This window comes from Methylobacterium sp. Leaf102, assembly GCF_001422425.1.
GTDB lineage: Bacteria > Pseudomonadota > Alphaproteobacteria > Rhizobiales > Beijerinckiaceae > Methylobacterium.
This window is the reverse complement of record NZ_LMMX01000001.1, coordinates 376837-401391: the sequence shown is the minus strand read 5'-3', so window position 1 is coordinate 401391 and position 24555 is coordinate 376837. Positions and strand designations below refer to the sequence as shown.

General features: G+C 68.6%; 23 protein-coding genes and 2 tRNA genes. 12 read left to right on the top strand and 13 right to left on the bottom strand.

The window, feature by feature from the left end; all coding sequences use genetic code 11:
- Positions 1-47 precede the first annotated feature (47 nt).
- The 3 genes from pdxY to ASF27_RS01885 are packed head-to-tail and all read left to right on the top strand — an operon-like array spanning position 48 to position 2536.
- On the top strand, positions 48-896 hold the full coding sequence (pdxY, locus tag ASF27_RS01895) for a pyridoxal kinase PdxY (RefSeq protein WP_056166639.1): 849 nt from the start codon (positions 48-50) through the stop codon (positions 894-896).
- 28 nt (positions 897-924) lie between these two features.
- On the top strand, positions 925-1821 hold the full coding sequence (locus ASF27_RS01890) for a PhzF family phenazine biosynthesis protein (RefSeq protein WP_056357344.1): 897 nt from the start codon (positions 925-927) through the stop codon (positions 1819-1821).
- Positions 1814-2536 (top strand): NUDIX hydrolase, encoded by a 723-nt coding sequence (locus ASF27_RS01885; RefSeq protein WP_056357341.1) that lies wholly within the window; start codon positions 1814-1816, stop codon positions 2534-2536. The genes ASF27_RS01890 and ASF27_RS01885 overlap by 8 nt, the downstream gene beginning before the upstream one ends.
- Here the strand turns inward: ASF27_RS01885 and ASF27_RS01880 are convergent.
- Both ASF27_RS01880 and ASF27_RS01875 read right to left on the bottom strand, forming a co-directional pair.
- The gene (locus ASF27_RS01880) at positions 2512-2859 is read right to left on the bottom strand and encodes a hypothetical protein (RefSeq protein ID WP_056303161.1); all 348 of its coding nucleotides are present in this window, start codon (positions 2857-2859) and stop codon (positions 2512-2514) included. The two genes, ASF27_RS01885 and ASF27_RS01880, sit on opposite strands and share 25 nt — an antisense overlap.
- Positions 2860-3043: 184 nt before the next feature.
- The gene (locus ASF27_RS01875; RefSeq protein ID WP_056166980.1) at positions 3044-3529 is read right to left on the bottom strand and encodes an SRPBCC family protein; all 486 of its coding nucleotides are present in this window, start codon (positions 3527-3529) and stop codon (positions 3044-3046) included.
- Positions 3530-4073: 544 nt separating this feature from the next.
- Here ASF27_RS01875 and ASF27_RS01870 point away from each other — a divergent pair.
- The 3 genes from ASF27_RS01870 (at position 4074) to ASF27_RS01860 (ending at position 7274) form a co-directional block, all read left to right on the top strand.
- On the top strand, positions 4074-5642 hold the full coding sequence (locus ASF27_RS01870) for a 2-isopropylmalate synthase (protein WP_056166650.1): 1569 nt from the start codon (positions 4074-4076) through the stop codon (positions 5640-5642).
- 118 nt (positions 5643-5760) lie between these two features.
- Positions 5761-5836, top strand: a tRNA-Lys gene (locus ASF27_RS01865).
- 550 nt (positions 5837-6386) lie between these two features.
- Positions 6387-7274, top strand: a complete 888-nt coding sequence (locus ASF27_RS01860) for an MBL fold metallo-hydrolase (protein WP_056263552.1) — start codon at positions 6387-6389, stop codon at positions 7272-7274.
- Between the two features lie 4 nt (positions 7275-7278).
- On the opposite strand, the gene ASF27_RS01855 is transcribed toward ASF27_RS01860, so the two are convergent.
- A complete protein-coding gene (locus ASF27_RS01855; protein WP_244474234.1) occupies positions 7279-7590 on the bottom strand; it encodes a hypothetical protein in 312 nt (103 codons plus the stop codon).
- A 332-nt stretch (positions 7591-7922) separates the two neighbouring features.
- Here ASF27_RS01855 and ASF27_RS21360 point away from each other — a divergent pair, with 332 nt between their 5' ends.
- Entirely contained in the window at positions 7923-8153 is a 231-nt protein-coding gene (locus ASF27_RS21360; RefSeq protein ID WP_056357843.1) for a DUF2171 domain-containing protein, read from the top strand.
- A 310-nt stretch (positions 8154-8463) separates the two neighbouring features.
- On the opposite strand, the gene ASF27_RS01845 is transcribed toward ASF27_RS21360, so the two are convergent.
- Genes ASF27_RS01845 through ASF27_RS21355 form a run of 3 tightly spaced genes read right to left on the bottom strand, consistent with a single transcriptional unit; the run spans position 8464 to position 14102 of the window.
- The gene (locus tag ASF27_RS01845) at positions 8464-11781 is read right to left on the bottom strand and encodes an error-prone DNA polymerase (protein WP_056357338.1); all 3318 of its coding nucleotides are present in this window, start codon (positions 11779-11781) and stop codon (positions 8464-8466) included.
- 25 nt (positions 11782-11806) lie between these two features.
- Positions 11807-13411: a DNA polymerase Y family protein gene (locus ASF27_RS01840; protein WP_082478742.1), complete on the bottom strand. Its 1605-nt coding sequence runs from the start codon at positions 13409-13411 to the stop codon at positions 11807-11809.
- Positions 13323-14102 carry an ImuA protein gene (locus ASF27_RS21355; RefSeq protein ID WP_244480897.1) on the bottom strand — a complete coding sequence of 260 codons (780 nt, stop codon included), beginning with the start codon at positions 14100-14102 and terminating at the stop codon, positions 13323-13325. The genes ASF27_RS01840 and ASF27_RS21355 overlap by 89 nt, the downstream gene beginning before the upstream one ends.
- A gap of 381 nt (positions 14103-14483) precedes the next feature.
- On the opposite strand from ASF27_RS21355, the gene ASF27_RS01830 reads away from it, so the two are divergent.
- Complete coding sequence (locus ASF27_RS01830; RefSeq protein ID WP_056357331.1) at positions 14484-15371, top strand: collagen-like protein; 888 nt, start codon at positions 14484-14486, stop codon at positions 15369-15371.
- 46 nt (positions 15372-15417) lie between these two features.
- On the opposite strand, the gene ASF27_RS01825 is transcribed toward ASF27_RS01830, so the two are convergent.
- Entirely contained in the window at positions 15418-16641 is a 1224-nt protein-coding gene (locus ASF27_RS01825; RefSeq protein WP_056357329.1) for a TIGR03862 family flavoprotein, read from the bottom strand.
- Positions 16642-16878: 237 nt separating this feature from the next.
- Here ASF27_RS01825 and ASF27_RS01820 point away from each other — a divergent pair, with 237 nt between their 5' ends.
- Positions 16879-17895, top strand: a complete 1017-nt coding sequence (locus ASF27_RS01820) for a TerC family protein (RefSeq protein WP_056263568.1) — start codon at positions 16879-16881, stop codon at positions 17893-17895.
- A gap of 24 nt (positions 17896-17919) precedes the next feature.
- On the opposite strand, the gene ASF27_RS01815 is transcribed toward ASF27_RS01820, so the two are convergent.
- The 3 genes from ASF27_RS01815 to ASF27_RS01805 form a co-directional block, all read right to left on the bottom strand.
- The gene (locus ASF27_RS01815) at positions 17920-18678 is read right to left on the bottom strand and encodes an N-acetylmuramoyl-L-alanine amidase (RefSeq protein WP_056263571.1); all 759 of its coding nucleotides are present in this window, start codon (positions 18676-18678) and stop codon (positions 17920-17922) included.
- Positions 18675-19400, bottom strand: a complete 726-nt coding sequence (locus tag ASF27_RS01810) for a molecular chaperone DjiA (protein ID WP_056263573.1) — start codon at positions 19398-19400, stop codon at positions 18675-18677. Before ASF27_RS01810 ends, ASF27_RS01815 begins: the two co-directional genes overlap by 4 nt.
- A gap of 240 nt (positions 19401-19640) precedes the next feature.
- Positions 19641-19910 (bottom strand): hypothetical protein, encoded by a 270-nt coding sequence (locus tag ASF27_RS01805; protein WP_056088870.1) that lies wholly within the window; start codon positions 19908-19910, stop codon positions 19641-19643.
- Between the two features lie 217 nt (positions 19911-20127).
- Between ASF27_RS01805 and ASF27_RS01800 the strand changes: the two genes are divergently transcribed.
- The 3 genes from ASF27_RS01800 to ASF27_RS01795 all read left to right on the top strand — a co-directional run bounded on the left by ASF27_RS01800 (position 20128) and on the right by ASF27_RS01795 (position 22278).
- Positions 20128-20751 (top strand): urease accessory protein UreE, encoded by a 624-nt coding sequence (locus ASF27_RS01800; RefSeq protein WP_056357326.1) that lies wholly within the window; start codon positions 20128-20130, stop codon positions 20749-20751.
- Between the two features lie 602 nt (positions 20752-21353).
- Positions 21354-22217, top strand: a complete 864-nt coding sequence (locus tag ASF27_RS22000; RefSeq protein ID WP_156467425.1) for a DUF6236 family protein — start codon at positions 21354-21356, stop codon at positions 22215-22217.
- Positions 22204-22278, top strand: a tRNA-Thr gene (locus ASF27_RS01795). Before ASF27_RS22000 ends, ASF27_RS01795 begins: the two co-directional genes overlap by 14 nt.
- A gap of 173 nt (positions 22279-22451) precedes the next feature.
- Here ASF27_RS01795 and ASF27_RS01790 read toward each other — a convergent pair.
- From ASF27_RS01790 to ASF27_RS01780, 3 genes are read right to left on the bottom strand one after another with little or no spacing between them, the layout of a single operon-like run.
- Positions 22452-23783 carry a Y-family DNA polymerase gene (locus ASF27_RS01790; protein WP_056357323.1) on the bottom strand — a complete coding sequence of 444 codons (1332 nt, stop codon included), beginning with the start codon at positions 23781-23783 and terminating at the stop codon, positions 22452-22454.
- Complete coding sequence (locus ASF27_RS01785) at positions 23780-24232, bottom strand: S24 family peptidase (protein ID WP_056357320.1); 453 nt, start codon at positions 24230-24232, stop codon at positions 23780-23782. The genes ASF27_RS01790 and ASF27_RS01785 overlap by 4 nt, the downstream gene beginning before the upstream one ends.
- Complete coding sequence (locus ASF27_RS01780) at positions 24229-24468, bottom strand: hypothetical protein (protein ID WP_056357317.1); 240 nt, start codon at positions 24466-24468, stop codon at positions 24229-24231. The genes ASF27_RS01785 and ASF27_RS01780 overlap by 4 nt, the downstream gene beginning before the upstream one ends.
- Positions 24469-24555: the final 87 nt, after the last annotated feature.

The window sequence follows — 24555 nt, the reverse complement described above, 5'->3', positions numbered from 1 at the left end:
GTCGTGAAAAACGAGCTAAGGGAAGGCTTTATGGAGGACCGGCCCGCTTGAACATCCTCTCGATCCAGTCTCACGTCGCCTACGGCCACGTCGGTAACGCATCCGCGGTGTTTCCGATGCAGCGCCTCGGCGTCGAGGTCTGGGCGATCCACACGGTCCAGTTCTCCAACCACACCGGCTACGGCGCCTGGCGCGGCCGGGTGTTCGACGGCCCGGCCATCGAGGACCTCGTCGCCGGCATCGCGGAGCGCGGCGTGCTCCACACCTGCGACGGCGTGCTGTCGGGCTACATGGGCTCGGCCGATATCGGCACCAGTATCGTGCATGCGGTGGCCGCCGTCCGCGCCGCCAACCCCCGCGCCCTCTACGCCTGCGACCCCGTGATGGGCGACACGAACCGGGGCATCTACGTCCGCCCGGGAATCCCGGAATTCATGCGCGATCAGGCACTTAGACTCGCCGACATCGCCACGCCGAACCAGTTCGAGCTCGACCATCTCTCCGGCCTGCCGTCCCGCACCCTCGATGAGGTCAAGGCGGCGGTGGCGGTCCTCCACGGCCTCGGCCCCCGGGTGGTGCTCGTCACCTCCCTCGCCACCGAGGCGACGCCGCCGAACTCCATCGACCTCCTGGCCGGGGAGGGCGGGCAGTTCTGGCTCCTGCGCACGCCGCGCCTCCACCTCGACGTCAACGGCGCGGGCGACGCCATCGCGGCTCTGTTCCTCGTGCACTACGCCCGCACGGGTTCGGCCGCCCTGGCGCTCGGCATGGCCGGCGCCTCGATCTATGGCCTCCTGCGCCGCACGGCGGAGGCGGGCTCGCGCGAGATCCTCACCGTGGCGGCGCAGGACGAGTTCGTCGCGCCGAGCGAGACGTTTCCGGTCGAGCCGGTCTAGGTTTCAAGTCCTTGAGAGGTAGGGAAAAATGGCCCGACGCTTCGTGACGCTCGACGTGTTCACAGACACTGCGCTCGCCGGCAATCCCCTCGCGGTGGTGCTCGACGCGGACGGGCTCGACGGCCCCGCCATGCAGGCCATCGCGGGCGAGTTCAACCTGTCCGAGACGGTGTTCCTGCTGCCCTCCGACAATCCCCGCCACCGGGCACGCCTGCGCATCTTCACCCCGAAGGCCGAGTTGCCCTTCGCCGGCCACCCGACCCTCGGCGCCGCCGTGCTCCTCGCCCTGCGGGACGAACGCGCCACGCTGACCGACGCGCTGGCCTTCGGCCTGGAGGAGGGGATCGGCACCCTGTCGTGCCTCGTCGAAACCGGTACAGGCCGCGGGCAGGGGCGCTTCCGCATGCCGGTCCTGCCGGACTTCGTCGGCGACGGCCCCGAGCCGGACGCCCTGGCCGCGGCCCTCGGCCTCGCACCCGCCGCCATCGGCTTCGGGCGTCATGCCCCGAGCCGGCATTCGCTCGGCCCCGACTTCCTGTTCGTGCCCGTCGGGTCGCCCGAGGATCTGGCCAGTGCCCGGCTCGATCCGGCGGCCTCGGCCGCCCTCGGGGACCCTGCGGCCCTCTACCTCTACACGCCCGACTCCGATGCGCCTGGCCGGCAGTTCCAGGCCCGGATGTTCGCCCCCCACCTCGGCGTGCCGGAGGACCCGGCCACGGGCTCGGCGGCGGCCGCCTTCGCCGGCGTGATGATGCAGTTCGAAGCCATGGGGGACGGAACCCATGATCTCGTGCTGCATCAGGGCGTCGCCATGGGCCGCCCGAGCCGGATCCACGTCCAGCTCGGCATCGAATCCGGTGCGCTTCAGGCCATCGAAGTCGGTGGATCGGCGGTGATCGTCATGGAGGGAACGCTCCATGTCTGAACGCCCCGTCCAATCCGACGGCTTCACCTTCGCGCGCCTCGAAAGCCTCGATGCGCGCCTCGTGCCCTACGACTGGGCCTGGGCCCGGGACAATTCCGACGCCATCGCGGCGCACTGGGCCGAGCGACAGGCGGCGAAGCCGGCCCTGTTCGATGGGCCCGTGCTCCTCGGCTGCGCCTGCACCGTCACCGACGGCGCATGCACCATCGATCTGTTCGAGGCGGCGTTCTCGGAGTTCCTGGCCTTTCGCGACGGCGGATCACCCGATCCCTCCGTCACCAACGCGTTCGCCGCCATCGTGCCGTGGTCGCGCGACGGCGCCGCCGTGCTCGGCGTCATGGGGCGCGACTCCGCCAATGCCGGACAGATCTACTTTCCGTGCGGGACGCCCGACCCCTCGGACGTGCGCGCGGGCCGCCACGTCGATCTCGCGGGGAGCGCGACCCGGGAATTCTTGGAGGAGACGGGCCTGCGCGTCCCATCCGATGCGCCGGCAGACTGGGTGCTGGTCAGCGGCGAGCGACAGCACGCGTTCCTGCATCCGGTGGACTTCCCCGAGGAGGCCTCGGCCCTCATCGCCCGCATGGAAGCGCACCGGGCGGCGGAGGCCGAGCCGGAACTCGCGGGCTTCGTCGCGGTGCGCTCCCGCGCCGACCTCGACGCGGACCGGATGCCTGGCTTCGTGCGAGCCTATCTCGCCGCGTCCTGCCGGTAGCCGTAGCGTGCCTTGGCGGCCGCGAGCAGGCCGAGGGCTTCGCGCTCCTGGCCGCCCTGGCACGTCTCGGCCGCCCGGCGCAGGTCGACGCTGAAGCGCTCGCCCACGGGCGCGTTGAGGTTGCCCGTCGCGACATCGCTGTCGACCACGGCCTGGGTGCGGGCGATGGCGGGCCCGCACCCGTTGCCCTGCGGGAGGGGAGGGGCGAGCACGGCCGCGGGGGCCGCCGCCACGACGGGCGGCGCCGAAGCGCTGGGCTTGCAGGCACCCACGAGGGAGACGGCGATGAGCGTTGCGAATGCGCGACTCGCGCGGTGCAGTATCACGACGGCTTCCCCCGAATGGCACGGCTTGCCCTGAATGGCACGGCTTGAAATCGCCTGGGTTGTGCCCCCGGGAAAACGGCCGGTCAATCGGAGGAGCGGCCCACGCGCCGTCGCGGTACGATTCCGCGACGGCGCACCTGTGAATGCCGCAAGGCGACGCCCTCGGGCCGCTGCGAAGCCGCTACTTCGACTTGTCGGCGATGGCCTTCAGTCCGGACTCGTAGATGCCCGTGATGGCATCGACGGCGACGGCGTCGGGAGCGCCCTTGGCCTTGAAGCTGCCCGTCCAGGTCACCGTGGCGCCGCTGGCCTTCGGGGCGACGGAGAGGGTCGAGCTGTAATCGCTCACGGGCAGGGGGCCCGAAACGATGGCGTAGGTGTAGGCCATCTTGGCGTCGTCGCGGGCGGTCTGCGACTCGACGATGGTGCCACCGCCCTTCAGGCTGAGGGTGCGCAGAGTTTTGCCGCCGTCCGTGGACAGGGCACATTTCTCGATGGCGGGGTGCCATTGGCCGATGCCGCAGAAGTCGCCGATCACCGACCACACCTTGGCGGGAGCAGTCTGGACATCGACGGTCTTCGTCACGTCGAGGGCGAAGCTCGGCAGAGTGCCGGCGAGAAGCGCGCAGACGGGCAGGGCGAGCGTGATCGTGAGGCGGCGTGACATGGCGGCGTTTTCCATCCGGGTTTTCTTGATGTTCATCTCGCGTGGAACGGTTTCATTGGTTCCACGCGGTTTGAAAGCTAGGCTTGAGCCGCCACAAGGCAATGACCGGGGATCGTCTTCGGGGCCGAGAACTGTTGTCGGACCACTCGCTCGGGGTGCTCCGTAGACCGATCTCCGCCCTGCCTGACGCTTCCGATGCGCCGCTGCTTGTCAATCCGTTTGGCGAGGGCTAGGGAAACCGCATTCGCAATCGTCCGGCGCGTCCAGCGAGCACGGTTGCCCCTCGGGAGAGACGAGCCTTGGCCAGCGCCGGCTCCATGGTCAGCCGCACCGGCGCCGCGCACGCGGCCATGCGGTCCCGTGCGCGTGTTCCCGCGCTTCTTACCCTCGGTCTGCTGCTTATCCGCCCCTGAGGGCCGTCCGGGCATGCGCCTGGGCTCTCAGGGGACGCGTACTTACCCGTATTCGGGCTCCGCCACGACGCGCGAGCCGTTTCCAGGCGCCGTGTCCTCAGGGCTTCGCGCGCCGTGACAGGATCAATCCCATGGCCAGTTCCAGTACACCGACGCAGAAAGACCGCGTTCTCATCTTCGACACGACTCTGCGCGACGGCGAGCAATGCCCCGGCGCGACCATGACCCTCGACGAGAAGCTGGCCGTGGCCGACCTCCTCGATGCCATGGGCGTCGACATCATCGAGGCCGGCTTTCCCATCGCCTCGCATGGTGATTTCGAGGCCGTGGCCGAGATCGCCCGCCGGGCCAAGCGGGCCACCATCGCGGGCCTCGCCCGGGCAATCCCCGCCGACATCGCCCGCGCCGGCGAGGCCGTCCGCCATGCCAGGCGCGGACGCATCCACACCTTCGTCTCGACGTCCCCGATCCACCTCGCCCACCAGATGCGCAAGAGCCAGGACGAGGTGGTCGAGATCATCCTGAAGACCGTGGCCCAGGCCCGCGACCTCGTCGAGGACGTGGAATGGTCGGCCATGGACGCGACCCGCACGCCCATCGACTACCTGTGCCGCTGCGTCGAGTCGGCGATCCGCTCGGGCGCCACCACCATCAACCTGCCCGACACCGTGGGCTACGCGACACCCGACGAGTACCGGACCATGTTCCGGAGCGTGCGCGAGCGGGTGCCGAACTCCGATAAGGCGATCTTCTCGGTGCATTGCCACGACGACCTCGGCCTCGCCATTGCCAACTCGCTGGCCGGCATCGAGGGCGGCGCCCGGCAGGTGGAATGCACGATCAACGGCATCGGTGAGCGCGCCGGCAACGCGGCCCTGGAAGAGATCGTGATGGCCATCCGCACCCGCGGCGACGTGATGCCCTATGAGACCGGCATCGAGACCACGATGCTGACCCGGGCGTCCAAGCTCGTCTCCCACGCGACGAACTTTCCCGTTCAGTACAACAAGGCCATCGTCGGCCGGAACGCCTTCGCCCACGAGAGCGGCATCCATCAGGACGGGATGCTCAAGCACACCGAGACCTACGAGATCATGACGCCGGCCTCGGTCGGCGTGGCCAAGACCTCCCTGGTAATGGGGAAGCACTCCGGCCGCGCCGCCTTCCGCTCGAAGCTGGAGGAACTCGGCATCACCCTGAGCGACAACCGCCTGCAGGACGCCTTCGAGCGCTTCAAGGCCTTGGCCGACCGCAAGAAGCACGTCTACGACGAGGACATCGAGGCCCTGGTCGACGAGAATCTCGCCACGGCCCACGACCGCATCCGCCTCGTCTCCCTCTCGGTGATCGCGGGCACGCATGGGCCGCAGCGCGCCACCCTGAAGCTCGCCATCGACGACCGGGTGATCACCGAGGAGGCCGAGGGCAACGGCCCCGTGGACGCGGTGTTCAACGCCATCCAGGCCCTGGTGCCGCACGTGGCCGACCTCGAACTCTACAAGGTCGATGCCGTCACCGAGGGCACCGACGCCCAAGCGGAGGTCTCCGTGCGTCTCAAGAGCGGCGACCGCAGCGTCACGGCCCGGGGCGCCGATCCCGACACTTTGGTGGCCTCGGCCCGCGCCTACCTCTCGGCCCTGAACAAGCTCGAGGCCTCGGCCGTGCGCCTCCACGCCCAGTCTCCGATGACGACCTCGTAAGGCCCCCTTGGCCGGATCTAGAAAATCGACCCCAGGGGGTGGACACCCCTGGGGGGCTTTGGTATCAGCCACCTCGTCGCGGCGGACTTGGTGGGCCGCAGCGACCGCCGCAAGGCGAGGGTGCATAGCTCAGTTGGTAGAGCAGCTGACTCTTAATCAGCGGGTCCAAGGTTCGAACCCTTGTGCACCCACCAATACAATCGATGATACTGGCCGCTGTTGTGTGGTCGATCAATCGATAAATATCAGACTTATTATGCCCGATAATTTGAGTGGGCCGCTGTTTTCCGGGGTGGGAAAATCCGGTCGGATTGTTGTCCGTGCTCGTGCCCGAGCGTAAATCCAGGCGACTCTGTTCACGGCCCATCGTCGTCGCGATGGCGCAGTTCCGTCATCGGAACATGCATTCGATCGCGTTCCGCCGTCTTTCCATTCTGTCTCACGTGGTGAGACCCGCGATCGGCGGGGTCTGAAGCTCGCGCCGAGAACGCGTTCGTTCCGCTACCTCCGTGGATGTCGGTGTCGTGCGGCTCAGCACAGTCGTTCGACAATCCACGACCAAGCTCCGGACGTCGGAAGGCGAGAACCTACGGGTTTCCTCCATCCTTCGTGAAATCCTCAGAACGGCTACGGTAGATTTCAATCCAACTGCAGTCCCTGTGCGGCGAGCAGGTTTGGAACCTCCCCCCAAGCGACCGGATTGGCTTCTGTACCGATGACGGTGCCAAACCTGCGGAGGTATTCATGGCGCAACAGGTCGAGGTCGATGCGAATGCTCTGATCGATGCCCCACTGGGAGTCGACGGCACGCACGAAATCACGTCGGACCTCGCCTATCAACGCCATGCGATCGTGAACGTGATCTTCTACGGTCCCGTCGGGGCGGGTGATCGGGCCTGGACCCTCATCGACGCCGGGATCGGTGGCTCCAAATCGGCCATCATGAAGGTTGCGGCCGAGCGGTTCGGCCCAAACGCCCGTCCGGCGGCGATCGTGCTGACCCATGGCCATTTCGATCATGTCGGGGTCGTCGAGGATCTCGCACGCGATTGGGACGTGCCGGTTTTCGCTCATCCGCACGAGCATCCCTATCTCGATGGTTCCGCATCGTACCCTCCGCCCGATCCGACCGTCGGTGGAGGTCTCATGTCCCGTCTGTCACCCCTCTATCCAAGGACGCCGGTCAATGTTTCCGCCCAGCTTCGCAGCTTGCCGGAGGATGGCTCCGTGCCGTCCATGCCGGGCTGGCGCTGGATTCACGTTCCGGGACACTCCGTCGGTCAGATTGCCCTCTGGCGCGAATCCGACGCAACCTTGATTGCGGCCGATGCCTTCGTGACGACCGCCCAGGAATCGGCTTACGCGGTCGCGTTCCAGGAGCCCGAGCTTCACGGTCCGCCCATGTACTTCACGGTCGATTGGGATGCTGCTCGGCGCTCGGTCGAGATCCTGGCGGCCCTCGAACCGCAAAGGGCCATCACGGGTCACGGGCGTCCCCTGGAGGGGCAGGTCTTACGGGATGCCCTTCATGCCCTCGCCAGCAACTTTTCGCAGGTCGCCGTGCCGAAACAGGGGCGTTACGTCGATACCCCGGTCCGTTCGCAGGATGGATCGGCCTACGAGACATCGTAGTTCTTCAACCGCCCGAGATTACGGGTACCGAACCATCCCGCGTTGTGACGGCTTTGTCGACCGGGTTCAGCGATGCGATCCTGGGCCCACGCAAGTCCGGTACGGTCAACTCGATATCGTCCAGCACCCGATTGGCTGCGTCGACGAGGCGGTCAGCCGCTCTGCCGATCAGGGGCCGAAGCGCTTCGGCCAAGCGCGTGAGAAGGGTCTGCTCGACGCCAGGATGGATCCGCACATTCGCCTGCTTGGCGTAAGCTGCAAAAACACGCTCCGCCATATCACGTGCGGTGCGATCGACATCCGGGGTATCTGGCACGGGAGACTCCTGGTTTCGAGCCAGAATTGGCTTCGATCCTTCACAGATAGGTTTCGAAAGGCATGCCGCCAGGGCTTCCTCAGGAGCCGAACGAAGACGTGACGACGAGGTACCTTCCTCACGGGGGCGGCCGGGAATGCGGCGATACGGACAGGAACGGCGACTTCGAGGGTTGCGTTGACCGCCCGACCTCTCATTCCCAACGGGATCTTTCCATGCTTCGCGCCCTCACCACGGCCTGCCTGATCGTTGCCTCATCCTGCGCGCTCGCGCCGCTCGCGCAGGCTCAGGATTCAACGACCAAGACAACCAACAGCGTCGTTCGCGAACACATGGAGGTCGTCGGCTCCGACAAGGGGCATGTCGGCACCGTGGACAAGTATGACGGCAAGGACATCAAGCTCACGAAGAGCGATTCCGCCGCCGGTGGACAGCATCATCTGATTCCATCGTCCTGGGTCGGTACGCTGAACGGGAACATCGTCATCCTGAACAAGACTGCTCGCGAGGCGATGGCGGAGTGGAAGGTGTCGGATCGCCCGGAGGGCGACGCGAAGAACTAACGGACGCGAAGAACTAACGATCGGGTTCTTTCTCCCATGTGGCAACCCCGTCGCTCGCCCTTTCATGCGAGCTGGCGGGGCGCCTTGTTCATGTCAGATGCCCGGCGCCACCTTGTATGGTTTGCGAGAATCACGGCTCCTCGGCGCCGGACCGGATCGTCTGGCAGGCTGCTGTAGCCGATTAATTCGGAAGGATGCTCCAAGTTTAGAGATCCATCTGTTCTATCCGAGATCTATACTCAGAATGAAATTTTTAATTTAACATCGGTACAGATTTATATTTGAATATAGAATTAGATATAAGACTTGTTCAGTGAAAATCACGACTCCGGTACACCCTCCGATCGGGTGGCGCGGAGAAGTCCGTGGTTTCGGGCGGAAGCTTGAAACCGCCCTCGCGCAGGCTGCGGAGTTCGGCGGTGAGGTCGCGGAAGCGTTCGGCGAGGAGATGGACCACGAGTCCCTGGCGCTGGATGCGGCCACGCACGGCGAGGAAGCGTGCACCCATGGCGACGGCGCGATGAGCCTCGAACACCTTCGCCCACACGATGACGTTGGCGATGCCGGTTTCGTCCTCGAGGGTGAGGAAAACCGTCCCATGAGCCGTGCCGGGCCGCTGGCGGGTGAGCACGAGCCCCGCCACGGTGACGCGGGCGTTGTTGGGCACCCGCATCGCGTCGTGGTGGTCGCGGGCGGGAATCGCACCGATCCGGGCGAGCCGCGCCCGGAAGAACGCCACCGGATGACCCTTCAGCGAGAGCCCGGTGGTGACGTAATCTGCGGCCACGTGCTCGGATTCGGCCATGGCAGGCAGGGCCAAGGCGGGCTCGGCCCGAAACAGTCCGTCATCGGCATGAAAGGCGAACAGCGGTAGCGGCGCTTCCAGCAGGTGCGCGCGCCGGTCCGTCGCGGTCCAGGCGGCTGCCTTTCTCGAGGTGGTGCCCTCCAGGGTCCGCACCGCCCAGAGGGCCGCGCGCCGGTCGAGGTCGAGGGAGCGAAAAACATCGGCCTCGGCCAGGCGTTCCAGGGCGTTGCGCGGCAGGACGAGGGCCGCCTGCAATCCCTCGATGCTGGCGTAGCCGTTGCCGCGAAGGGCCACGAGACGGCGCATGGCGGCCTCCGACACGCCGCTGATCTGGCGCAGGCCGAGCCGCACGGCGAGCCGCCGGGGGACCTCCGGGGGTGGAAGCTCCGAAGCCGGTTCCAGGGTACAGTCCCAGTCGCTCGCGTTCACGTCGACCCCGCGCACCTCGACCCCGTGGGCGCGGGCGTCGCGGACGAGTTGGGCCGGCTGGTAGAAGCCCATGGGCTGGGCGTTGAGGATCGCGGCGAGGAAGACGTCGGGGTGCCGGCACTTCATCCAGGCCGAGGCGTAGACGAGGAGCGCGAAGCTCGCCGCGTGGCTCTCGGGAAAGCCGTAGGTGGAGAACCCCTCGATCTGCTTGAAGCAGCGCTCGGTGAAGTCGCGCGGGTAGCCGCGCGCCACCATGCCCTCCACGAACTTGGTGCGGAAGTTCACGATCTCGCCGTTGTGCCGGAAGGTCGCCATGGCCCGGCGCAGGCCGTCGGCCTCGGACGGCAGGAAGCCCGCCGCCGTGATGGCGATCTGCATGGCGTGCTCCTGGAACAGGGGGACGCCGTAGGTTCGCTTGAGCACGCTCTCGAGTTCGTTTGCCGGACCTTGGCTCGGATGGGGCGAGGGGTAGACGACCGGCTCCAGGTTCTGCCGCCGGCGCAGATACGGATGCACCATGTCGCCCTGGATCGGGCCGGGGCGGACGATGGCGACCTGCACCACGAGGTCGTAGAATTCGGCCGGTTTCAGGCGCGGCAGCATCGACATCTGCGCCCGGCTCTCGACCTGGAACACGCCGACGGAATCGGCCTTCGACAGCATGGCGTAGACGGCCGGGTCCTCGCGCGGCAGGTCGGCCAGGGTCGGATAATCGTGGCCGTAGTCGCGGGCGAGGAAGTCGAGGCCGCGCTTGAGGCAGCTCAGCATGCCCAGCGCCAGGATATCGACCTTCATCAGGCCGAGCACGTCGATGTCGTCCTTGTCCCACTCGATGAAGGTGCGGTCCGCCATGGCGGCGTTGCCCACCGGCACGGTCTCGTCGAGGCGCCCGCGCGTGAGCACGAACCCGCCGACATGCTGCGACAGGTGGCGCGGGAAGCCGATGAGGGCGTGGGCGAGATCCAGCGCCTGCCGGATCGCCGGGTTCTTCGGGTCGAGGCCGGCCTGCTCGATATGGGCGTCGGGCAGGGCGGCGCCCCACGAGCCCCACACGGTGTCGGCCATCAGCCCGGTGATGTCCGGGGTGAGGCCCAGCACCTTGCCGACCTCGCGGACGGCGCTCCGCGGCCGGTAGTGGATCACCGTGGCGCAGATGGCGGCGCGGTCGCGGCCGTAGCGCGTGTAGAGGTATTGGATCACCTCCTCGCGCCGCTCGTGCTCGAAATCGACGTCGATGTCGGGCGGCTCTGCCCTGTTCTCCGAGATGAAGCGCGCGAACAGCAGGCGGATCTCGGTGGGGTCCACCGCCGTGATGCCGAGGCAGTAGCACACCACGGAATTGGCGGCCGAGCCCCGGCCCTGGCACAGGATGCCTCGGCTGCGCGCGAACTCGACGATGTCGAACAGGGTGAGGAAGTAGCGCGCGTAATCCATTTTCGCGATGAGGCGGAGTTCCTCCGCGATCGTCACGGCGATGTTCTCGGGAATTCCATCCGGGTAGCGCCATCGGGCGCGCTCGTGGACCTTGTCCGTGAGGTAGCCCTGCGGGGTCCCGCCCGGCGGCACCGGTTCGTCGGGATACTCGTAACGGAGCTGATCGAGGGAGAAGCCGCAGGCCTGCGCGATCTCCACCGTCCGCGCGATGGCATCCGGATGCTCGGCGAACAGCCGCGCCATGGCGGCGGGGGCCTTGAGGTGCCGCTCGGCGTTGGCCTCCAGCCGGTAGCCGGCCTCGCGCAGGGTGCAGCCGGCGCGGATGCAGGCGAGGATGTCCTGCAGGGGGCGCCGGCCGGGCACGTGGTAGAGGGCGTCCGATACCGCCACCAGGGGCGCGCCGAGGCGGTTTCCCCACTCGGCGAGGCGGCCGAGGCGCCGGCGCTCGTCGCCGCGATGGCGGTGGCTGCCAGCGAGAAACGTCCGCCCCGGCGCCGCCTCCGCCAGGGCGGCGAGGCGGTCCGCGAAGGCGCCGCCCGGGACCTCCGGCGGCATATCGTCCGACGGCATGGCGATGAACATCTGCCCCGCGCTCGTCCCCAGCATCTCGGCGAAGGAGAAGTGGCAGGCGCCCTTCTCCGCCCGGCGGTTGCCCAGGGTGAGGAGGCGGCACAGGCGGCCATAGGCGTCCCGGTCCATGGGGTAGGTGACCGCCTCGAACCCGCATTCCGTCACCAGGCGTACGCCGACCAGGGTGCGGACGGAGGGTTCCCCGGCCTTGGCCCGGCGCAGGCCCTCCGCATAGGCGCGCACCACGCCCGAAAAGGTGTTGCGGTCGGCGATCCCGATGGCGACGAAGCCGAATTCGGCCGCCCGCGCCACCATCTCCTCCGGGTGCGAGGCCCCGCGCAGGAAGGAGAAGTTCGTGGTGACCGCGAGCTCGGCGTAGGGCGGCGTCATGCTCCCGCCCGGCGGGGAGGCGGCTTCACGCGAACATCCCGTGGACGAACCAGCCGGCCGTCTGGGCCCGGGCAAGCGTCTGAGCTGGAGGAAGCGTTTGCGCCGGGGAAGCCGCCTGCCGGTAGACCCACAGGCGGCGACCGGCCTCGTCCTCGACCACGTAATAGTCGCGGGTCGGGGTGGCGCCCGACCACCATTCCCCGGCGATGCGCTCGGGGCCCTCCGCATGGGCGACCCGGTGCAGGCGTCTGCGCCAGCGGAAGCGCTGGGGCGGCCCATCGGGGGCGAGAACGTCCTCGGCCGCTTCGCTGCGGGTGAGGAGAACGAGGGGCCGGGGCAACCCCGCGCCGGCCCGGGCCGGACGGTGCAGGGCGATGCGGGTCACGCGCCACGGCTCGGCCGTCTCGGCCCGCTCGGGCACGTGGCTCTCGTGATGCGCGAGGCGCAGGATGCCGCGCCCGAGGCGCTGGCGCAGGGCATCGGCGAGACCCGCCGCGCCCGTCGCCGCGCGGCCATCCCCCGAGAGATCGCCCTGACGCGCGGTGACCGGGCCGGTGCCGACCACATCGAGGCGCACGGCCTCGAAGCCGAAGCCGGCATCGAGGGCCGCCCCGAGGCGGTCGAGGCGGAGGTCGAGGAGCCGTCCCACCAGCACCGGACAGCGGGTCGGCTCGCTCAAGGCAAGGTCGAGGGTCCGGATCACGCCGTCGACCCGGTGCAGGGTGAGGCGCAGGGCCCGTGCGCCGAGGCCGGCGGCCTCCAGGCGCGGGGCGACGGTCTCCATGAGGCGCGTCGCCGTCGCCACGATGGTGTCCTGATGGCCGATGGGGTCGAGGAAGCCGCGCGCGGCGCCGAACGCCAGCGGTTCGTCGAGGGGGGCCAGGGGGTCGGGCCGGTGCCCGAGGGCCTGGTCGAGGCGCCGGATGAGGGCGTCGCCGAACCGCCGGACCAGGGGCGCCCGGGGGGCGTCGACGAGGTCGCCGATCCGGCGCAGGCCGAGGCGGCCGAGGGCCGCGGCCACCTCGGGGTCGATGCGCAGGGCGAGGACGGGCAGGCCGCGCAGGGCATCGGCCTCGCCGCCGGTGGGTACGAAGCCGCCGGCCCCGTGGCGGGCCAGGGCGAAGGCGCAGCCGGGATTGCCCGCGAGGGCGAGGCGCGCCGGCAGACCGTTGGCGCCGAGGCGCCGGGCGAGGTCGGCCATCAACCCGGCCTCGCCACCGTAGAGGTGGCTCGCCCCCGCGACGTCGAGGAAGAACCCGTCGCGACCCTCGGCCTCGCCGAAGGCCGCGACGCTCGGGGTGTAGCGCTTGGCCCACAGGCACAGGCGATCGAGGGCCGCCGCGTCGGCCTCCGGATCTGCCGGATGGACCGCGAGCGGTGTGTTCAGGCGGGCGCGGGCGCGGGCCAGGGGCTCGCCGGGGCGCAGTCCCAGGGCCCGGGCCCGGGCATCGACGGCGGTGAGGCGCAGGCCCGTCGCTTCCCCGGCGGCGACGACGAGGGGGGACGCATCGTCGTGCGAGCATGCGCGGTGGGGAGACCCATCATGGCCGCCCTGCGCGAGGCCCGCATGCGCCCGCCTCAGGCGGGTGACCGGCCAATGCTCCAGCCAGACCGAAACGATGCGCGGCATGATCCCACTCCAGAAGCCAATCCCCCGTCCGTCCGTTGCGGCAGCGGTCGAGCCGCACCCGCCAGCACGGCCGCTCGATGCAGCCGAACCGGTCGCGCAGGGCCTTGCCGGCGGCGATCCGCCACCGGGTCGCGGCCACGTTGGGGCTCTCCGCCCCCGCCGGGCGTAGGACCACGAGGAGGCCGTCCGTGCGGGCCCCGGCCAGATGCAGCCGCCGGCTCTGGATCAGGGGGATGCCGGCATCGACGAGGCCCGCCACCGCCGCAAGACCGCCCCCGGCGGCGGCTTGCCCCCCGTTGCCTGCGGCTTGCCCCCCGTTGCCTGCGGCTGGGCCACCGTTGCCGCCGGCCCGCAGGGCCTCCTCCAGGGCGCGGTAGACGTCGCGGTCGCTGCCCGCCTCGAACAGGAGCAGCCGGTCCGGGTCGAGGCCGAGGCCAGCGAGGCCGTGGCCGTAGGGCATCGGATGCCCCTTCGCGATGACGAGGAGCGCCTCGCCCCGGACGGCGGCGAGGCGCCGGGCGACGAGGGCGAGGGCGAAGCCCAGGGCCGCCGGCTCGTCGCCCTCGGCCGCGGGGGCGACCTCGTGGAGCTGGCCGAGGCCGAGGCCACCGCCAGGCAGGTGCCCGTCGACGGCGTGGACCCCGAAGGACAGGGTCTTTCGCGGGGCGTCCCGACCATGGTGAAGGGCCACGCGCGCCCGCAGGGATGCGAGCCGTGCGGGAACGTCAGTCGCATCCCCATCCGCCCGGTGGGACGCATCCGGGGATTGGGAATGGGGGTGGGGGCGTTGCGACATCCGGGTGGCTCCATGGCCGGATGATAAGAACAAAACAGGAACATATTCAACCGATTTCCCGCGGCCTTGCCCTCGGCCTGCGACTTCTCGGCGTTCCGTCCCTGTCGCCAGAGGTTTGGCCTGTGGAGGGCTGTGGATGCGTGTGGACGGAGCGCCCGACGTGGTGGGAGCCGCGATCGCGCCTGCGGTCGACTACGTAGCTTGACCCTGGGGAACGGGCAGGGCAGCAATCCAGGCCGCCGCGCGCGAGACGCGGGCTCAGCCGGGAGAGAATGCATGCGCGTCGATCGCGTCCTCGTGGTCCTGTCGGGCCTGTTCGTGTGCGCCGGACCGATCTCGGCCCAAGCCCAAGCCCAGGCTCGGCAGGCCCAGGCTCAGCAGGTCAAGCCGCAAGCCCGCCGGGCGCAGGCCCCGTCCCAGCCGATCCAGGTCTACGACGCGCGCTTCGAGAACGGCGACCTGCGGATCTCCGGCAGCGTGCGCAAGGCCGGCACCACCGTGATCCTCGACGAGGACATCTCCGTCATCGCCGACAGCCGGGGCCGCTTCGTCTTCCGCCTGCCCCACATGCCGAACAATTGCGTCGCGACCCTCAAGGCGGGCGAGGACGAGCGCGAGGTGGTGGTGGGCAATTGCGGTCCGGCGGGCCAGCCTGGGCCGAAGGGAGAGGCGGGTGCCAAGGGGGAGCCCGGCGCAAAGGGTGAGGACGGCGCCACCGGACCCCAGGGCGTCGCCGGCCTTCAAGGCTCACCCGGTCCTCAAGGCGTTCCGGGCGCCAAGGGCGAGACGGGTCCGAAAGGCGAAGCGGGTCCCAAGGGTGACACGGGTCCCAAGGGAGAGATTGGTCCCAAGGGTGACACGGGTCCCAAGGGAGAGATTGGTCCCAAGGGCGACACGGGTCCGAAGGGCGAAGCCGGCACCAGGGGCGCTGCCGGTCCGCAGGGCCCGGCCGGCGTCGCGGCTCCAGTGGCCGCGTCGTCGCCCCTGCGGGCGGTGCGTCAGGAATCCTGCCCGGCGAGCGGTTGCGCCGTGACCTGCGAGACCGGCGAGACCCTGGTCTCGGCCTATTGCCTGCCGACCGGCATCCCGACCATGAGCAAGGGCACCGGCGCGGCCTGCCCCTCCGAAAGCCAGGGGCTGGTGGCCGTCTGCGGCCGCCTCTGATCCGCCGCCGCGTCCCCGCGAATGCGGAGAGGCAGCCGGATTCCCATCACGGGCGCGCCATCCAGGCGCGCATCCCCTCCGCCGCCGCCCGGCCGCTGGCGAAGGCGCCCTGGAGCAGGTAGCCCCCCGTGGGGGCGTCCCAGTCGAGCATCTCGCCGGCCACGAACGTGCCATGCCGGGCGTTCAGCATGAAACGGTCGTCGACCTGCCCGAACGGCACGCCGCCGACGGACGAGATCGCGCGTTCGATGGGGCGCGGGGCCAGGAGACGCAGGGGCGCGGCCTTGATCAGGGCCGCGAGGGCCGCCGCATCGGCGGGGAGCGCCGAGCTCGCCGCTTCGCGCAGGAACCCGGCCGCCACGGGGGACAGCCCGGCGGCCTTGCGCAGGCGGTTGGCGAGCGATTCGCCGGGTCTGGTGTTGCCCAGGGCCCGCGCCAGGGCGGCTTCCGCGAGGTCGGGGCGCAGGTCGAGGCTGATGGCGCCGCCCATCCCCTCGGCGAGGGCCGCCCGGATCGCCTGGGAGGCCGCGTAGAGGGCACCGCCCTCGATGCCTTCCGCTGTGATCATCGCCTCGCCGCGAACCCGGTGTTCGCCCACGTTCAGGGCGATGCGCTTGAGGGGCTGGCCGGCGAAGCGATCGGCGAACACAGGCGACCAGGCGACGCAGAAGCCGACATTCGAGGCCCGGAGCGGCGTCACCGGAATGCCCTGGCCCTCCAGCACGGGCACCCAGGCCCCGTCCGAGCCGAGGCGCGGCCAGCTCGCGCCGCCGAGCGCCAGCAGCAGGGCGGCGGGACGAGCCGCGACCCGCCCCTCCGGCGTCTCGAACAGCACCGCCCCCGTCTCCGACCATCCGACGAAGCGGTGCCGGGTGCGGAGCGTGACGCCGAGGCCGTCGAGGCGCGCGAGCCAGGCCCGGAGCAGGGGCGAGGCCTTGAAGCTCTCGGGAAACACCCGGCCGCTCGACCCGACGAAGGTCGGCTGGCCGAGATCGGCGCACCATGCCCGCAGGGCCTCCGGCGGAAAGCTCCCGACGGCTCCGGCCAGGGTCCCGTCCTGCGGCTGATAGCGGGCGAGGAAGGCGGGCAGGGGTTCGGAATGGGTGAGGTTGAGGCCGCCCCGCCCGGCGATGAGAAGCTTTCGCGCGGGCGACGGCATCCGGTCGTAGACGGTCACGGCATGGCCGGCCCGCGCCAGAACCTCCGCCGCCATCAGCCCGGCCGGGCCGCCGCCGATCACCGCCGGGCCGCTCTCGTGGTGTTCCGTCATCCGAACTCCGGTGGATCCCGCGCCGCTCGCCCCCGGCAAGCCCGTGGCGCGGGGGCCCTGTCAAGCGCCGCCCTCGATTCGCGTCGCCCTTGATTCGCATCGCCCTTGATTCGCATGCACCCTGGCCCCAACTCCGGCCCATCGGCTGCGGGCCCCTCTGGCGGGATGCTCTGTGATGCGTTCCGTGATGTCGGAGCCGATGCTTTCTCTTCCCCAAGAAGCATCGACGGTCCGCACATGGAACTTCTCACCTACGAATGGCTCGGCAAGCCGGTCTGGATGTGGCTCGGCTTCCACGCCCTGGTCGCGGGTCTGCTCGCCTTCGATCTCGGGCTCCTGCACAAGGACAAGAACCACGAGATCGGCGTGAAGGAGAGCCTGCTCCTCACGGCGTTCTACTTCAGCCTCGGCCTCGTCTTCGGCGGCTGGGTGTGGTGGTACCTCGGGCCGCAGGCGGGGCAGGAATACGTCGCCGGCCTCGTGGTCGAGAAGTCGCTGTCCATGGACAACGTCTTCGTCATCGCCGTCATCCTCACGGCCCTCAACATCCCGCGCGCGGCCCAGCACCGGGTGCTGGTCTGGGGCATCCTCGCCGCCGTGCTCCTGCGCGGTCTGATGATCGGGCTCGGCGCCGCCCTGGTGCACCAGGCCGCCTGGGTGCTGTCGATCTTCGCCGCCTTCCTCATCTTCGCCGGGCTCAAGATGCTGTTCTCGAAGGAGGAGGAGCCCGGCGACATCAACGAGAACCGGGCCGTGCGCTATCTGCAAAAGGTCCTGCGCATCACGCCCGAACTGCACGGCCAGCGCTTCGTGGTGCGCAAACCCGATCCGAAGACCGGCAAGCTCGCCCTGTGGCTGACGCCGATGGCCCTGGCCCTCATCCTCGTCAACGGCGCCGACGTGATCTTCGCCGTCGACAGCGTGCCGGCGATCTTCGCCATCACCACCGACACCTTCGTGGTCTACACATCCAACATCTTCGCCATCCTGGGCCTTCGTGCGCTCTACTTCGCCCTGGCCGCGATGGTGGACCGCTTCGCCTACCTCAAGACGGCGCTCGCCTTCATCCTGATCTTCATCGGCACCAAGATCGTGGTCGCCGACACGTTCGACCTCGTCCACGTGCCGGCCTGGGTGTCGCTCGCCGTCACCGTGGTGCTGCTGGTGGCCGGCGTCAGCTACAGCCTGTGGCGCACGCGGGGCGAGATCCGCCCCGACGCTTCGGAAGCGGACAAGGCCCCGCACCACGCCTGAGGGGAGGGGGCTCTCCCCCCTCCTTCAACTCCGGCCCGGCAGGGCTGCGATGAGATCGCGCAGGGTGGTGATGGTGGAGGCGTCGGCGACCCCGTCGACCCGGGCGGGGCGGAAGTGGCGCTGGAACGCGGTGACCACCGCTCCGGTGCGGGCGTCGAAGACGCCGGTCACCGGCAGGTCGTAGCCGTAGAGGGCGAACATCGCCTGAAGCGCCTCGATGGGCTGGCCGGAATCGCCCTGGGAGAAGAAGCGCCCGTCGCGGATCGGCGTCGGCGTCACCCAATGACCGATGCCGGCCCGCGCGAGGCGGTCCCATGGGAAGTGCTCGCCGGGGTCCTCCTTGCGTTCGGGCGCGATGTCGGAATGGGCCAGCACCCGGTGGCTGGGCACGTTCCAGCGCCCGGTCAGGTCGCCGCAGAGCGCGATCACCGCCGCGATCTGCGCCTCCGGATAAGCCGGCAATCCGCCCGCATGGCCGCCGTTGACGATCTCGATGCCGAGCGACCGGGAATTGACGTCGGTGATGCCCGCCCAGGTGGCCTGCCCGGCATGCCAGGCCCGGCGGCCCTCCGGCACCATCTGCACCACGCGGCCATCCTCCAGCACCACGTAATGCGCCGAGACCTCCGCCACCGGATTGGCAAGGCGCTGCAGGGCGGCCGCCGCACTCTCCATCCCGGTGTAGTGCAGGATCAGCAGGTCGACGGGGCCGCTCCGCCGCTCGCCGTGGTTGGGCGAGGGGTGGACGGAGGTGGCGAGGGGGCTCTCGGCCGTCGGCTTCATCGCAAACCTCGCTCGGCGGCGATCCGGTCGTAGGCCGCGTTGATGGCGGCCAAGCGCCGGGTGGCGATGGTCACGGCCTCCGGCGGCAGGCCGCGCGCCATGGCCCGGTCGGGGTGATTTTCGATGGCCAGGGCGCGGTGGGCCGCCTTGAGGGCGGCGTCGTCCACCCCGTGGTCGAGCCCGAGCACCGCGTAGGGATCGTCCGACAGGCTGACGTGGCGTGCGGCGATGCGGCGGAAGGCCGGCTCGTCGAAGCCGAAGGTCTCGGCCACGGCGCGCAGGTAGCGCTCCTCGGCCTCGTGGATCGCACCATCGGCCTTGGCGATGTGGAACAGGCCGTCGAGGACGTCCTCGAGCAGGCCCGGTTCGTCGTGGAAGGTGGTGGCGAGCTGGCGCGCATAGGCCTCGAAGCCATTGGACGTGCCCTTGGCGAGATCGAACAGGCGCTGAACCCCGGCGCGCTCGCGTTCGCCCACCTGCACCACCTGGGCGAACGCCTCGATTTCGGAGGGCGTCACCACGCCGTCGGACTTCGCCATCTTGGCGGCGAGGGCCACGAGGCCCGTGGTGAACACCACGTCGCGGGGCGTGGTGCCGAACGGAGCGCCCTCGCGGTCGACGAGGAAATGGCCGGCGACCCCGCCGACGAGACCGCCGATCGGTCCGCCGACGGCGAGGCCGAGACCCGCACCCCCGAGCTTGCCCCAGATGCCGATGCTCATCGTTGGAGACTCGGGCGGGATCTCGGAGCGGACCTCGCGGCCGGGCGCGGCAGGGCAGGGGCGGGGAGCGGGGGCATCGGCGGCCGGGCGGGAGAGGGATCGTGAGGCGCCCTTATACCGGAGGGGTCCGGCGATGCGAGGGGTGACGACAAACGAAGGAAGGGCCGGAGCGTGTGCCCCGGCCCTTCCCGAACTGCGTGGTCCGCCGCGCCCGGAGGCGCGGCATCCCATGGATAAAACTCAGCGGCAGTACACGTCGCCGTAGGCGTCGCGGTAGGTGCCGTAGGGGCAGCGCGGGGCGGTGGAGGCGCCCACGATGGCGCCGCCGGCGCCGCCGATGGCCGCACCCGCGAGCGCGCCGCCGGCCCGGCCAGTCGCCGCGCCGCCGATGGCCGCACCCGCGAGCGCACCGAGGCCGGCGCCGCCGAGGGCGCGATCCTCGGGGGTGTTGCAGGCACCGAGCGAGAGGGCGAGGGCCCCGGCGAGGGTGGCGGCGATGAGCTTCTTCATGGTGCGAGACTCCCGTAGGCGTGGTGGTGTCCGGTCTTGGGCCGGTCCGAATCGAGGCTTGAGCTTAGCTATTCCGCTCAAGGAATGCACGTCCTACGGCTAAGGTTCCCGCCGACATGGGCTGCGGTCGAAGTTTCCGCATTCGGGCCGATGGTTCGCGGCGCTTTCCGTTCGAGCCCGAAATCCGGTAGGGGTGTGGCCTGTCCGAGAGGTTCCCATGCTGCGCGCCACCACCCTGATCCGCAAAGCCGCCGTCCGCGCCGACGCCGTCGTCGATCGCGTCACCCTCGATCATGGCGCCCGTCAGGCCCTGCCCGCGACCCTGACGGGCGTCGGTGGCCTCGGCTTCACGCCGGCGCTGGCCAAGGCGGCCGGCCTCGAGGACGGCGACGCCCTACGGCTGGAGGACGGACGCCTGATCCTCGTGGAGGCGGCCCCCGAAGCCCTGCTGGAGGTTCGCGCCACCAACCCCGCCCGTCTCCTGCGCCTCGCCTGGCAGCTCGGCGGCAGTCACGTTCCGGCGGAGATCGCCGCGGAGGTGCTCTACGTCCCGGCTTCGGCCGCCGAACTCGTGCGCGGCCAGGGCTGCACCGGAACCCCCGTGACCCGCGCCTTCAAGCCGGAGCGCGAGGCCCACGACCACAGCCAGTGCGGACACGATCACGGCCATGATCACGCGCACGCGCATTCCCACGGCGAGGCGGGCCAAGCGCATGGGCAAACGCATGGGCATGACCACGGGCACAGCCATGACCACGCGCATGACCACGGCCACAGTCATGATCACGCCCACCAGGATCACGGCCACGTCCACGGGCCCGACTGCAAGCACGATCACTGACCGTCCGCCGCGGTGAAGCCGCGCTCGACTCCCATGGCGATGCGATGATTTCCGACGACCTGCGCTTTTCCATCGCGCCCATGATGGATGGGACCGACGATGCCCGTTCCGCAGAGGGAAAACGGACATCGGTCAAAGGCATGCTGTAGGAAATGCTGTAGCGATGATGGGTGAGGTTGACATTGCCGTTGGGCGGCTGTTGCCGTTTGCGAGGGGCTCGGCGTGGATGAGACCACGCTACGCCTTATTGCGCTGATGGTATGGACGGACATCGTGGAGCGAACGGCCGAAGAGAAGCTTGCGGAGGTCCGAGGACACCTGATGCGGGCGGCCGGGGCTTAGACCGCTTAGGCTGGCGCAACTGATTAAGAGGCACAGCCAAGTCCATGATTTCATTGTGGCGCATTGGAAATTATCACTCCGACGACAATAGTTATGCTGGTTGATCGACTGGGATTCGCAGCCGTTTGGGCTGATAAAATTCCTTACGCAACTCAACTCACCGTTGCGGGTGTTGCCGTTTCCTAGAAAATTGGCCTAAGCTGCATTACAATTCGCGACCACTCGCGATAGCACGCCAAGCGGTATGTAGTGAAATGACGTTGGCAGTTAGCAGCAAGTTTCGCGGCATAATCATGCCGACAAATATTGAAGTCTACCCGGGCGGTGGCTTTACCTTGCACGGTATTGACCGAAACAAAGTTCTGTTCAATGCAGCTTATTGGGATAAGGTTGTTATTCCATCCGATTTCATGTTTAAAAGCTCATTCGATGGCGAAGATGAGCTGTTATCTGAAGGCGTTCTTGAAACGCCAAAGCTCGATTTACCCGATGGTGTTTATTTCGACAACCATACAGTTCACGCGACAGTGAGAGCGCAGATCGCTGAGTTAGACCGGCGAAACTCGGAAATGCCGGGTCAATGGGCAATGATGGATACACCACTTGCTAAGTTGGTTGAAATTGATGAATTTTCCAAAGATAGAGGATTGCTTGTCGAACTATATGGTGCGCTACCTGCCCCCTCTGATGATACGCCGATAGACAAAGTGCTTGAGTTCAAACGAAAAAGATCCGGAGAACTTCATCGGCTCCGCACAGCACTCGAAAAAATCTACCTGACAATTGCGTCATCACCAGATGAAGAAATGGCTCTACGGCATGCAGTAGATGAGATTGACAAATCATGTGCTGACCTAATGAAATCGAGCAAAGAGGATTGGAAGGCCGCAAAGCCCGCTGACATGAAGAGCATTGCTCAATATGCGGCTACAGTTGCGATGCCTTTTGCGGCGCCATACCTAACGCAGCTCGGATATACGCTTAGCCTTCCGCATGTAACTGCTGCAGCTGCAGGAGTAGCGGCCTTTAAGGTCCTCGTGGATGTCGGAAAAAAACGAAAGGCCGACAGGGCTAATCCATATTGGTTTGCCGTCGATCTGAAGAAGAGTGGCCTTGGTCAATAGGATATCTGTCAACCGCCTTGTAAGCGGTATGTCGCGAGTTCAAGTCCCGCAACCGGCACCACTTTTTCCAATCCGAGTTGAAACTGCCGCCAAAAGTTTCAACTCGGAACTGGAATTTGCCCGTAGGCTGGCGCGATAAGCGGCCTATGGATCCCGAAGTCATACTGTGGCGACGGTTGGGTTGGCAGCGGCTTGCCGGCCGTATCTGGCCGCTCCTGTTCCGCCGAGAGTCTGTCACGCGTGCGCCGTTGGCAGCTCGGCCACCTGCGTGGTGTAGCGTGGGCTGCGCATCTCGAACTTCGTCGACCACGTCCGCTTCTCGGTGAGTCCGGCGCGCGCTGGCACTACGGTGCCTCGGCCGAACCGTCCGTTGCACGCGTCCATCGCCGCCATGAGCGGACCGCTGCGTTCGCGATCCAGCCGACCGATGAGCGCGCGCGGGCTGTGGCGGAGCGGCATGAGGTCGGTCGTGATGACGCCGGCCTTGCTGTAGCGCCACGGCCGGTCGCCGGGCGCCTCGCGCCAGGTCCGGGCGACGCCAAGCTGCGCGGCCTGGATGAGCACGAGGCTGTCGTTCGTCGCCTCGGGCAGCGTCACGGTGGTGGAAACCGAGCGCATCGGGTCGCCGCGGTCGTGGGTCGAGGTGTGGTAGAAGACCGTCAGCTGGTCGGTGCCCAGCCCCTCGCGTCGTAGCTTCTCGCCCAGGCGCGTCGCGTGTGTCGCCACCGCCTGCTCGACCGTGCCCCGATCCTCCACCCGGCGGGAGAACGACCGGGTCACCGCGCAGCCTTTGCGCTGGGCTGGCACCAGCTCGAGGGGCAGGCACGACAGGCCGCGCAGCTCGTGGATGATGCGCTCGCCCACCACCGTCATCGCCTTGCGCACCGGGCGCGGGTCGAGGTCGCGCAGGTCCGCCACGGTGTCGACGCCCATGGCCTCGATTTTCGCCGCCGAGGCGCGCCCGATCCCCCAGACCTCGGCCGCCGCGATCCGGCAGAGCCAGTGGTCGTAGGACACCGGGTCGGTCAGGTCGCACACGCCGTCGAGGTCCGGCTGCGTCTTGGCGATGTGGTTGGCGAGCTTCGCCAGGGTCTTCGTCGCGCCGATGCCGACGCAGGTTGGGATGCCGGTCCAGGCCCGCACCGTTGCGCGCAGATCGCGGGCGAGCTCGATGCGTAGGTCCGGGTGAACGTCCGAAAGGTCGAGGAACGATTCGTCGATCGAGTAGATCTCCACCCGCGGGGAGAAGTCCCGGTAGACCGCGTTCGTGCGCGCGCTCATGTCGCCGTAGAGGGTGTAGTTCGAGGAGAACACCCGCACGCCGTCGCGCCGGCACTGCTCGCGGATCTTGAAGAACGGGTCGCCCATCTTGATCCCGAGGGCCTTGGCCTCGGCCGTGCGGGCTATCGCGCATCCATCATTATTGCTCAGCACGATCACCGGCACCCGGGCGAGCTTCGGGTCGAACACGCGCTCGCACGAGCAGTAGAACGAGTTGCCGTCGATGAGCGCGAGGGCGCGCCCGCCGCCGATCCGATCGCGCAGGCCCGGCGCCGGACCGCTCACGACAGCCGCCCGCGCACGAGGTGCCAGCGGATCGAGAAGCGCAGCACGCCCCAGATCTCGACTTCCCCGTACTCGTCGACGGCGAAGGCAGGCATATCGGGACTGTCGAAGTCCAGCCGGGGGCGGTTGCCGGCCATCCGGTAGCGCTTGCACGAGAGCTGCCCGTCGACCACCGCCACGACGACAGAGCCGTCCTCGGCGCGAAGGCTGCGGTCGATGCAGGCGAGGTCCCGGTCGTGGATGCCGGCGCCGCGCATGGATTCGCCGCGGACCTGCATGAGGAAGGTCGCCGGTGGGTTCGGCACGAGCCAGCGCGGCAGCTCCAACGCACCCTCGATGAAGTCGTCGGCCGGGCTCGGGAAGCCGGCGCACAGGGCTTGGCCGATCACCGGCACGCGGACCGCGTCCGTGCTGCCCAGGATCAACTCGTCGACGGCATACGGGCTCATGAAGCCGTGCTCGCGCGTGCCAGGGGCACGGCCCCGCGGACGTAGCCCCGCGAGATCAACCGGTCCCGCTGCATCGTCCGGCGCTCGGCCTCAGCGAGGTCGGCCAGCGCGTCATCCACCGCTCGCACCAGCGCGGTCCAGGCATCCCCATGGGCGGCTCGGTGATACGCGAGCGCAATTCGCTCGGCCTCGGACAGGCGGATCTCAACAGGTGGCTCGTGGGGATGGGCGTGCATCGCGCGTCCGACTCCTGTTAGAACAGATAGGGAACAAACCGCATCTCGGCCGGTGGTTCAATCGATACGGCCAAGTCTGGAAAGGCG